Genomic DNA, 11166 nt, shown 5'->3' on the forward strand with positions numbered 1-11166 from the left:
CACCTTATTTTATCATACTCCAGCTTAGTGGTGTTCCTTTTTCAATATCTTTAATAGCTTTAGTTTTTAAAACATTATCCCAGTGTTTTGGTTTTAAACCGAAACCCGGACGAATAATTTTTATATTTTCTTCAGTTATTTCTTCTCCTGCTTTAATATCTTCAACTGCAAAGATCGATCTTCGAAAAATTCTACTGTTTTTTTCTTTTTCAGAAATAGAATAATCAATCTTGCCAATTGCTCTTTCTGCAGCTCTTATGTCATTAACCATTTTTTTAAATTCATCCGGTTCCATTGAAAAAGAGGAATCAGGATTTTCTATTTCTCTACTCATACAGAAATGTTTTTCTATTATCTTAGCTCCCATTGCTACAGAAGTTACAGCTGCAACAGATCCTAAAGAATGATCAGATAATCCAACAGGTACACCAAATGTTTCTTCTAAATTTTTTATATTCTTCAAATTCATATCATCTGCTATAGAAGGGTAAGCGCTGGAGCAGTTTAAAAGAGCCAATTGTTCATTACCAACTTCTCTAATCGTTCTAACCGCCTCATCTATTTCTGCTAATGTAGCCATACCTGTTGACATGATTATGGGTTTATCTTTTTGAGCAAGGTATTTTAAGAATGGAAGATTAGTTATACTAAAAGATGCAACCTTATAAAATTCGACTCCTAAATCTTCTAAAAAGTCAACAGCTGTATTCTCATAGGGAGTTGAAAAGAAATCAATACCTATTTTTTCAGCTTCTTTTTTTAAATCTTCCTGCCATTCCCAAGGAGTATATGCTTTCTGGTAGAGGCTGTATAAATTTTCACCTTCCCAGGTTCCCTTATCTATTTTAAACCATTTTTTGTCTGAGTCTAGAGTCATTGTTTCAGGTGTATAGGTCTGAACTTTAACACAATCAGCACCAGCATCTTTGGCTGCTCTAATTATTTCTAAAGCTCTTTCTTTGCTACCTGCATGATTGGCAGACATTTCTGCTATTATATATGCTGGCTGATCTTTGCCAACTAATTTATCATCAAGTCTTATAGTTTCTGACATATAACTACCTCACTTTATTTTAAATCTTTTTGTTTGATCTTTTGATTAATTTTTAATAATTCTTTATTTTTATTTAATACTTCAACAATTTCATTTAAGTAAAAATCATGATTCCCTTGATATAATTTATCATATAAAGCTTTGATCAATTCAAAATCTTCTTTGGTATCTAAAGTTAAGCGATAATTTGATAAATCTTTGTTTTTTTTATAATAATAAATATCATCATAATTTTCATAAATATAGGGGGTTACATGTTCTCTTTGATATTTTTCTTCTGCCTTATTATAGGCTTCTTCTAAAACTTCAAAAGAAAAAACTTCAGTATCTAAGCCACGAGGATAGGTTCTATTGTTTAAGTCTGAGCCAGCATTAGTTACTAAAGTATAATCATTTTTATTATAATATTCAACTATCTCATCAATAACATAGGGATCAATTAGAGGACAGTCAGATGTTATTCTAACAACTGTATCTACCTCATATTTATTAACAGCTTCATAATATCTTGCTAGAACATCTTCTTCACTACCCTGGTAGGCAACAACTCCCCATTTAATGGCCTTATCATATATTATTTTATCTCTCTTATGAGTTGTAGTAGCTATTGTAATCTGGTCAATATTTTCAGCCTGTTTTACTCTTTCAATTACATGCCATAAGACAGGCTTTCCCTTTAAATCTTTCATTACTTTACCAGGTAAACGGTTTGAACCCATTCTGGCCTGGATAATAGCTGCTGTTTTTTTAGATTTCATATCTATTAACACCTATTTCTGATAGTTAGTAATTGTGCTTTTTATTCTTTTAATTACTTCATCAACCTGCTGATCAGCCATTTTAGGATATAAGGGGATAGTTATTATTCTTTCATATAACTTTTCTGCCTTAGGACAGATTCCTTTCTCATAACCTAAACTCTGATAATATGGATGGAAATAAACAGGTATGTAGTGTACATTAACACCTAAGTTTTTATCTCTTAAAGCTTTAAAAATTTCTTTTCTATATGCAGTTAGTTTTTCTAATTCTAACTGTAGGACATAAATATGCCAGGCAGAATTAGTCTTTTCTAACTGTTCAGGAATTATTAGTCCCTCTATATCTTTAAATTCATTGTTATATCTATTAACTATCTCTCTTCTTCTTGCTAAAAAAATATCTAATTTACCCAGTTGAGTAATACCTAAAGCAGCCTGTATATCTGTGATGCGGTAATTATATCCCAATTCCTGCTGTTCATGATACCAGGGTCCATGAGATTTATTTATATAATCTGAATGATTTTTTGTTATTCCGTGAGTTCTAAATTTAAGTAATTTATCATATAACTCTTTAGAATCAGTGGTAATCATTCCACCTTCGCCGGTAGTCATATTTTTAACCGGATGAAAGCTAAAGGTAGTCATATCTCCAATACTGCCAATCTTTTGCTCTTTATAGGTTGCTCCAACTGCATGAGCTCCATCTTCTATAATAATTAAGTCATTTTTAGCTGCTATTTCTTTAATTTTATCCATCTCACAGGGCTGTCCTGTATAATGCACAGGAATAATAGCTTTAGTTTTATCAGTTATGTTTTCTTTAATTGATTCAGGGTCAATATTATATGTTTTAGGATCAATATCTGCAAAAACAGGTATAGCATCCTGATAAAGAACAGAATTAGCAGTAGCCGCAAAGGTAATAGGTGTAGTTATTACTTCATCACCCTCCTTGATGCCTGCCGCATAAGTTGCAGCATGTAAAGCTGCTGTTCCATTTGCAATTACAACAGCATATTTAGCATCAACATAATCTGCAAATTTATCCTCAAATTCTTTTATCTTGGGACCTGTAGTTAGATAATCACTTTTTAGAGTTTCTGTAACAACCTCTATATCCTGTTCATCTATCCACTGGCTACCATAAGGTATGAATTCTTCATTCATTAGTCTAACTCCTCTATCAGTTTGCGCATTTCTTCAACACTGAGCCACTGATCATTGTTGCCACTGTTGTATTCAAATTCTTTTTCTAACTTTTTACCGTCAGGATGATTTTCCTTTCCCCACCAATCATAATCGGGCTCAATTATATAATGATCTTCAAATTCTATCGTATGTCTTGAAGAAGCTCTTGGTATCATTACCTCATGTAATTTTTCTCCAGGTCTGATACCCACTACTTCATGCTCACATTCAGGAGCAATCGCTTCAGCAAGATCAGTTACCTTCATACTTGGAATTTTTGGGACAAAAATTTCTCCACCCTGCATCTCATCTAAAGCTTTTAAAACAAGCTTTACAGCATCTTCTAAAGTAATCCAGAAACGAGTCATTCTTGTATCTGTTATTGGAAGAGTTCCAGTTTCTTTCATTTTTTTAAAGAAAGGAATTACACTACCGCGGCTTCCCATTACATTACCATAGCGAACAACACCAAATTTTGTGTTTTTCCCACCTGCATAGGCATTACCTGCTGTAAAAAGTTTATCTGAACAGAGTTTAGTAGCTCCATAGAGGTTAATTGGATTTGCTGCTTTATCTGTGCTTAAAGCAACAACTTTTTCTATACCTTTATCAATAGCAGCATCAATAACATTTTGAGCACCATTTACGTTGGTTTTGATAGCTTCAAAAGGGTTATATTCACATTCTGGCACTCTTTTTAGAGCAGCAGCATGAATTACTATATCCACACCATCAAAGGCACGATAAACTCTTTCTTTGTCACGAACATTACCAATAAAGAATCTTAATTTAGGATGATTATCAAACTTAGCTTTCATCTCAGCCTGTTTTAATTCTCCACGACTAAATACGATTAACTTTTTGATGTCATATTTATCTAAGATCATCTGAGTAAATTTCTTTCCAAATGAACCTGTTCCACCTGTTACTAATATGGTTTTACCATCTAACATATGTAATTAACCCCTCTTCATTTAATTGTTTGTTTTTTCAAAATTATCTTTACATAAAAAAATAGTTTTTTACATCAAAACCTCTCTCGAGATTTAAATATAAAAAACTAATTTATATATATTAATTATATTTACCCTAAACCTCTGCCCCACCTCAACACTATGTCCACTTTGTTGAGATCAAAGTGTATTGCTAAAAAAATAACCTGATCCTTGAACTTACAGCATAGTTTTTTAAACCTCTAACCCAGTTCATCTTCCCATATGAAAACCCCGGTTCCAAAGATTCCCATACATATTCAATTGTCAACGTACCTGAGTTAAGATTCTATTCTGTGACATCGGATGTCATATTTCATATAATTCCTTTATATCTCTCACAATCTTCATTTTATAACATTATTTAAGATACATCAAATAATTAAAGTATCTAATTTTGTCGAATGACAAAGTAAAACTTTTCAGTTAACAATCTTTGTAACATCGGCTGTCATATTTGTAGGTTTTTATCTACTTATCTCACCTAGCTGTACATTTAATACTGCTGCGAATTTCTTTAAACTATCCGCTGCTTCCTATAAAACTTTTTTTAGCTTATATTTAATCTGACGTGTTCAATTTCTTAACAACTTTTATTATAATACACTCTGGCCTTAAAATCAATTAATATTTCTCTGTTTTTTTGTCGAATTAGCAGTATTAATTAGAAAGAAATAAATTTTATTTCTCATCTTCGCTATATACTTTATTTCTAGTGATAGTTAAATCTCGTGGTTTACAGATAATTTCTTTGATTTCCATACCTTCATAAGGAGAAAACATTAATCTTTTGTATGATCCTGTAGCAACAATTGCAGTATCTGCACTACAAGCAATAACTTCTTCTCTTTTTTCAATAAATCCCTGCTCAAAAGCCATAATAATAGCCTCTACACAAAGCTGCATTCCTCCTCCAAAAAGAGAAAAGGTATTAATAATGGCAGATAATTTTACATCTTTGGCTTCAGGTATAATTATATCTTTAAATGGCATTACTCCATTAATTATTTGAACCTTTTTATTATTTAATTTTTCTCTAATATCTTCATCGATAATTCCTGTTTCAATTTTTGTTTCTTTATTTTTATAAAACTTCTGCTTATATGGGGCTCCGGTTTGCTTTCAAATCTAAAAAAATCATTAGGTGCATTATAATGATAGTTGTATTCTTGAACCTCATATATCTCATTATCTATATGACCAAATTCATTATTTATAATTAATTCAAATCCATTAATAAATTTAATTCTACTTTTTTCTTTAAAAGACAAAGCAATTAATTCTCCATTTGTGTTTAATCTTTGTTCTATTTCTAAATTTTCATTTTCTATGATTCTACTATCAGATAAAAAATCATTCAATTTCATTAAATATATTTCAACATTAACACCCATACAACCAGGTCCTAAATAGAAAAAAAGACGACCTTGAATATAAGCCGTCTTCTTCATCGTTCATCTCATATTCGCTTGGTTTTTTTGATTTCTGATTAACTTCATACTCAAACGCCCATTTTGCCGCTTCATAATCATCATCAATAATATTTTCATCTTGTTTATAATGAAAATAAAAATATTCAGAACTGAACCCATATTTTTCTTCAAATTCTTTAAGTTGATTAGAGGAATATTTAGGTTCTGTAACTTTATTTATCTTCATATTCATCCTCCTTTAGCAAGTTTATAACCTATAACTTATTATACAACAGATTAGATCTTAAAATCAAAAAAGATTACCTATTATTTAATTAATTCACTAAAAATAAAAAAATACCTTTAATAATATCAGTTTAAACCTAAAAATAATGCGAGAATATCTCTTTATCTGGAAATGCCTAAAATTCTATAGAAATATCTAATCGTAAGGAAACAGTCTTCGATACTCTTTTCTTTTTTAAATTATTCTTCATCGACATCTACCCCTGTTAAAAAAGACAGATCCTTATTAATTTTTTCTTCTGGTAGGAGCTCCATCTCATCATTATCAATTATTAGAGCTTTTAAATTACTCAATTTGACATGCTTTGTTCTTTTCTGCCATCTCTCTCCAATTTTGTGTTTCTTTATTTGATATAGAATTCCTTTTTCTGGATTGCGAGCAGCAATATCAAGCCAATCTCTTGTTTCTTTTTCAGTTAATAATTCAATTTCAAATAATCTTAAAATAATAGTTTTAAACGGCACTGCAAAAATATCCATTAACTTTATTATTTTCAATATAGTTAGATCAGCAGATTTTTTTATTTTCAAAAGATTAAGCTGTTTATTTAAAGCATCTTTAGCCACCAATAATAATGCTGCAAAGAGATTAGCTTTACTTTCTTCTAGATCAAGTTCTTTATCTTCATCGATTGTTTCTAAATCTAAAAATTCTTTTTTTCCATTAACTAAGTAATGATATAATTCGTGAGCAGCAGTAAAAATTTGTTTTTCAAATGGCAAAAAAGTATTGATATAGATAAAGTTTTCTCCGCGATATTCAAACAAAAAACCGCAAAACTCTTCATCTTCAACAGGAAACATAATAATGCTTAAATCCTCAATATCTTCTAAAACTCTAAAAATATCATCCTGAAGTATTAAATCATCGGAACCTACAAATTCATTTTGAAAATATAACACTTCTTTTTCTACAGCTTTAAAAATATCAGGACTAACTTTCTTAACTGTTTTATCTAAAATAATCATTTCATTCACCTACTCATTTAATATATTGTTAAATTCTTCCTGGATGTCACGGTGAAATATTATTAAATCCATCGCTTTTTTAGCTGTTTTTAAGCCTTCCTCTGCTGCTTTAGTCTTCACACTGCCCATAAATGCAACTACAGGATCTTCTGATAATTCTTGATCTTCTTCCATAAGTTCATTAACATCAAGGTTTAATATTTGAGCTATTTCTTTAATTTCTGTAAGAGTAATATTTTTTCTACCATGTATAATTTTATTAATCATTTGGCGTGAGGTCCCTAATCTTTCAGCTAAATCAGTTTGACTCATTGAATTTTCATCTAATTTCATTTGTATTTTCTGACCTACAATTTTATTTAAATCCTTCATTCTAAACACCTCCTACCACAATTATAACACTTCACGCTACTTTTAGCAATTATTTATTTACTAATTTTATATAATTAATAGATATGTAAATATTTTGTTTACAAAATTACATTATGTGATTAAGAGCTGTTATTTTATCAAAATAATATCAACTTGATTAGCTTGCTACTAGTACTTCTTTTCTTGATTTAGTTTATCTAAAACTGCTAAGAAAAATCCATCCAAGCTATGCATTGGGTGGAGATGAATTGGCTATTTAAAATTTAATTAAATATTGAATTTTAAATTAATCTTTACCTTGATTTTCAATATGCTTTTTAATTGTTTCAATAGCAGCAGCACCAGTAGATACAATACAGTAACTTCTAGATCAAAAAAAGAATTCTAATAATATTTTTTAATTTTATTAGCTTCTAATTATAACAGCAGAACCTCTATTTTTTATTTTACATGCAAACACATGTATGATATAATTAGAATAGAATGGAGGTGAAAAATCAATGCGATTATCATTTAAATTCAAACCAAAATTAAACCATAATCAATTAGAGATAATTAAGGGATTAACCTGGCACTGCTCTAAATTATATAATACAGTTAATTATCAGATAAAAAATAATTCAAATGTAAAACCTGTCTATACTCAATTAGAAGATAAGTTTAGAAATAACTGGCATAATGACTACCTCCATTCTCATAATAGACAGCAGGCATTAAAGCAGTTGGCTCAAGATTGGAAAAGTTATTTTAGTTCCATCAAAGATTATAAAAAGAATCCTCAAAAATATAAAGGTCAACCAGGACCACCTAATTTTAAACATATGAACAGTAATACCTGTGAGATAATTTTTACAAATCTGGCTATTAGAATTAGAGATAGCAAATTACTCTTATCCTTATCTAAAGAGATGCAAGCTAAATATAATGTGAAATCTCTTAATTTTGAGCTGCCTGAAGCAGTTCAAAGCATTGTAGATTTAGACACTATCCAGCAGATAAGGATAAAACAAGATTACATTTCTAAAAGATGGTATTTGCTAATTATCTATAAGATTGAAGAAGTAAAAGAAAATAATAACTCCAACATAATGGCAGTGGATCTGGGACTTGATAATTTAGCTGCATTAACATTCAAAAATAATTCTCAATGTTACATTATCAATGGTAAAACTATTAAATCAAAAAATGCTTACTTCAATAAAAAAATCGCTGGATTACAAAGTATTAGAATGAAGCAGTTAGCTACCAGTAAAATCAAGGATACTAAAAAAATAAAATATCTGAGATTAAAAAGAAGAAATTATATTAAAGATTATCTCCATAAAGCAAGTTGGAAAATAGTTGAGCTAGCAATTGAAAATAAGGTAGCTGCTATTATAATTGGTGATATAAAAAATATTAAACAGGAAAGCAAACTTAAATCTTTTGTTCAAATACCAATCCAGCGATTAGTTGAACTAATTGAATACAAAGCTAAATTAAATGGTATAAAGGTTGTTAAAATTAATGAAAGTTATACCTCTGGCTGTTCTGCAATAGACCTGGAAAAAATCAATAAAAATAACTATGATAAATCTAGAAGAATTAAAAGAGGTCTCTTTAAAACTAATAAAGCTTTATTAATTAATGCAGACCAGAATGGTAGTCTTAATATTCTTCGGAAACACCTTAAAGATAAATGTATTCTCAGACCTATTAAACAGGCGAGAGATAATGGATTTGTGGCCAATCCTTCAAGATTAAGGGTATCCTAAATTATTAGGAGGAGACTTAAAAGCCAAACATCTTGTAAACTAACCTAGTAATATAGGATGAACTTTAATCTATATGAAGCAGTTAGAAGCTCCATCCGACGCGAAGCTAGTATCTCTTTTGATGCAAATATTTTATTTGGGTGGTGCGGTTCACGTCTACAGCAAATAAATTGCGAGAAGAAGGTAAACTTGCAGGTAAAAAAGAAGGCATAAGGGAAGGCTTTTTAGATGGTCGAAAAGAAGGGAAAAAAGAAGAACTCATAGAAACTATAGTGCGTCTTACTACAAAAAAATTAGAAATTAATTCACTCTCTCCAAAGCTAGAAGAAAAGCTTGACAATACTGAGCTTAGAACTTTAAAAATAATTAGAGATAATCTGTTAACTATTGAATCCCTTGAAGATTTAGAAGAATACTTAAACTAAAGAGCGGTCTTTTCTGCTCTTTCTTTTTTTAGTTATTCTCCATCTATATCTACCTCTGCTAAAAAAGACAGATCCTTATTAATTTTTTCTTCTGCAGTTTAATTGATAATCAGTGAATTTTAAAGTATAATTAATTTAAGCTGGAGGTGTCAAAGATGAAGGATATTACTGTTTCAAAAGCTAATTTTGAAGAAATAATAAAAGATGATTTTATTTATGTAGATAAAACCGATTTTTTATATCAGATTGTAAGTAGTAGAGAACCATACTTTTTTCTCTCTCGCCCTCGCCGTTTTGGTAAAACTCTTTTTGTTGATACTATGGAAAAATTCTATCAGGGTAAAAAAGAACTTTTTGAAGGCCTTTATATTTCAAATCAAGATTTAAATTGGGATGAGTATCCAATTATTAGACTGGACTTCAATGAAATAATTGCTCAAACTACAGAACAATTAAAGATTGTATTGGGCGAAAAACTAGATGACTATGCTAATGAATATAATCTTGAACTAACTTCAACTTATGTACCAACTAGATTTAATAAGTTAATCAAAAAAATCTTTAAAAAAACTAACAAAAAAATCGTCTTATTAATAGACGAATATGATAAACCAATATTATCTCATTTAAGTGGTATTGAAAGTTCTAAAAATAAAATTGAAATTGCTTTAGAGAATCAAGAATTTTTAAAACTAGTTTATGATAATCTTAAACCACTTGAACCCTATCTAGAAAAGGTTTTTATAACAGGAGTAACTAAGTTTAGTAAGCTATCTATATTTTCTACGCTGAACAACCTAATTGAACTTGATCAAAAAGTAAAATTTGCTGAAATAATGGGGTATACAGAAAAAGAATTGGATAAATATTTTAAACCATATTTTTCCAAACTGGCAAAAAAAAAGGATTTAACAATCCCCGAATGCAGAAAAAAGTTCAAGCAAATGTATAATGGCTTTCGTTTCACAGAAAAAGATAGTAAAGTCTATAACCCTTTTTCAGTCGGCAATTCTTTAGTAAATTCTAATTTTGATAATTACTGGTTTGAAAGTGGTACTCCAACTTTTTTAATTGACTTAATTAAAAGTCATAACTTCGATCTCAGCAGTTTAGAAAGTGTAGGGATTGGAAAAAACGAAATTAAGGCTTATGACATAGAAAATCTTGAAATAGTGCCTCTGCTATTCCAAACTGGCTATTTAACAATTAAAGGAATTAAAGATCAAGAGATATACAAAATGGGATATCCAAATCAAGAAGTAGAAAATGGTTTCACTCTAAATTTAGCAAAATCATTTTCTCAAAATAAAATTACGGTGCCTGTTGTACATCGACTTAAAAAATTACTTGTAAATAAAAATCTTGAAGAATTTATCGAACAGATGAGAGCAATATTTGCCAGTCTAGTTAATATTAATATCCCAAAATCTCTTCAGAATAGAGAAGCTTATTATAATAGTATTTTTTATCTGGTAGCTAATCTATTAACAGATAACAATTTAAATGTTTACTCAGAAGTACTAACTTCTGATGGCAGAATAGATATGTCCGTTGAAACTGAAACTAATATTTATATTATAGAATTTAAGGCAAATCAAGATGCTGAGATAGCTTTACAGCAAATAAAAGATAAAAATTATGCTGAGAGGTTTAAAATTAAAGACAAAGGAATAATTTTAATAGGCATCAATTTTGACACTAAAAAAAGAAATATAAAAGATATTAAAATTGAAGAAATAGATTAAATTAGAGCAGACTTTTCTGCTCTTTCTTTTTTTAGTTATTCTCCATCTATATCTACCTCTGCTAAAAAAGACAGATCCTTATTAATTTTTTCTTCTGCAGTTTAATTGATAATCATTGAATTTTAAAGTATAATTAATTAAAGCTGGAGGTGTCAAAGATGAAGGATATTACTGTTTCAAAAGCG

At 29.5% G+C, this 11166-nt stretch carries 12 protein-coding genes; 3 read left to right on the forward strand and 9 right to left on the reverse strand.

Annotated elements, in window-relative coordinates; all coding sequences use genetic code 11:
- Nucleotides 1-4: 4 nt before the first annotated feature.
- The 9 genes from pseI to C7958_RS01000 form a co-directional block, all read right to left on the reverse strand.
- Nucleotides 5-1054 carry a pseudaminic acid synthase gene (pseI, locus tag C7958_RS00960; protein ID WP_111570793.1) on the reverse strand — a complete coding sequence of 350 codons (1050 nt, stop codon included), beginning with the start codon at nucleotides 1052-1054 and terminating at the stop codon, nucleotides 5-7.
- 14 nt (nucleotides 1055-1068) lie between these two features.
- Complete coding sequence (locus C7958_RS00965; protein ID WP_111570794.1) at nucleotides 1069-1812, reverse strand: cytidylyltransferase domain-containing protein; 744 nt, start codon at nucleotides 1810-1812, stop codon at nucleotides 1069-1071.
- Between the two features lie 12 nt (nucleotides 1813-1824).
- Nucleotides 1825-2985 (reverse strand): UDP-4-amino-4,6-dideoxy-N-acetyl-beta-L-altrosamine transaminase, encoded by a 1161-nt coding sequence (gene pseC / locus C7958_RS00970; RefSeq protein ID WP_111570795.1) that lies wholly within the window; start codon nucleotides 2983-2985, stop codon nucleotides 1825-1827.
- A complete protein-coding gene (gene pseB / locus C7958_RS00975) occupies nucleotides 2985-3959 on the reverse strand; it encodes a UDP-N-acetylglucosamine 4,6-dehydratase (inverting) (RefSeq protein WP_111570796.1) in 975 nt (324 codons plus the stop codon). The genes pseC and pseB overlap by 1 nt, the downstream gene beginning before the upstream one ends.
- Nucleotides 3960-4679: 720 nt before the next feature.
- On the reverse strand, nucleotides 4680-4991 hold the full coding sequence (locus C7958_RS00980; RefSeq protein WP_111570797.1) for a hypothetical protein: 312 nt from the start codon (nucleotides 4989-4991) through the stop codon (nucleotides 4680-4682).
- A gap of 32 nt (nucleotides 4992-5023) precedes the next feature.
- Nucleotides 5024-5392 carry a hypothetical protein gene (locus tag C7958_RS00985; RefSeq protein ID WP_111570798.1) on the reverse strand — a complete coding sequence of 123 codons (369 nt, stop codon included), beginning with the start codon at nucleotides 5390-5392 and terminating at the stop codon, nucleotides 5024-5026.
- Nucleotides 5382-5657 (reverse strand): hypothetical protein, encoded by a 276-nt coding sequence (locus C7958_RS00990; RefSeq protein ID WP_111570799.1) that lies wholly within the window; start codon nucleotides 5655-5657, stop codon nucleotides 5382-5384. Before C7958_RS00990 ends, C7958_RS00985 begins: the two co-directional genes overlap by 11 nt.
- A gap of 239 nt (nucleotides 5658-5896) precedes the next feature.
- The gene (locus tag C7958_RS00995) at nucleotides 5897-6685 is read right to left on the reverse strand and encodes an ImmA/IrrE family metallo-endopeptidase (protein WP_111570800.1); all 789 of its coding nucleotides are present in this window, start codon (nucleotides 6683-6685) and stop codon (nucleotides 5897-5899) included.
- A gap of 9 nt (nucleotides 6686-6694) precedes the next feature.
- Complete coding sequence (locus C7958_RS01000; RefSeq protein ID WP_111570801.1) at nucleotides 6695-7057, reverse strand: helix-turn-helix domain-containing protein; 363 nt, start codon at nucleotides 7055-7057, stop codon at nucleotides 6695-6697.
- 500 nt (nucleotides 7058-7557) lie between these two features.
- Between C7958_RS01000 and C7958_RS01005 the strand changes: the two genes are divergently transcribed.
- From C7958_RS01005 to C7958_RS01015, 3 genes are all read left to right on the forward strand, one after another.
- Entirely contained in the window at nucleotides 7558-8811 is a 1254-nt protein-coding gene (locus tag C7958_RS01005; protein WP_111570802.1) for an RNA-guided endonuclease InsQ/TnpB family protein, read from the forward strand.
- A gap of 170 nt (nucleotides 8812-8981) precedes the next feature.
- The gene (locus C7958_RS01010; protein WP_111570803.1) at nucleotides 8982-9236 is read left to right on the forward strand and encodes a hypothetical protein; all 255 of its coding nucleotides are present in this window, start codon (nucleotides 8982-8984) and stop codon (nucleotides 9234-9236) included.
- A gap of 155 nt (nucleotides 9237-9391) precedes the next feature.
- Nucleotides 9392-10981: an AAA family ATPase gene (locus C7958_RS01015; protein WP_111570804.1), complete on the forward strand. Its 1590-nt coding sequence runs from the start codon at nucleotides 9392-9394 to the stop codon at nucleotides 10979-10981.
- Nucleotides 10982-11166 lie beyond the last annotated feature (185 nt).

Origin of the sequence: Halanaerobium saccharolyticum (assembly GCF_003259895.1) — a bacterium.
GTDB classification, from domain to species: Bacteria; Bacillota; Halanaerobiia; order Halanaerobiales; family Halanaerobiaceae; genus Halanaerobium; species Halanaerobium saccharolyticum_A.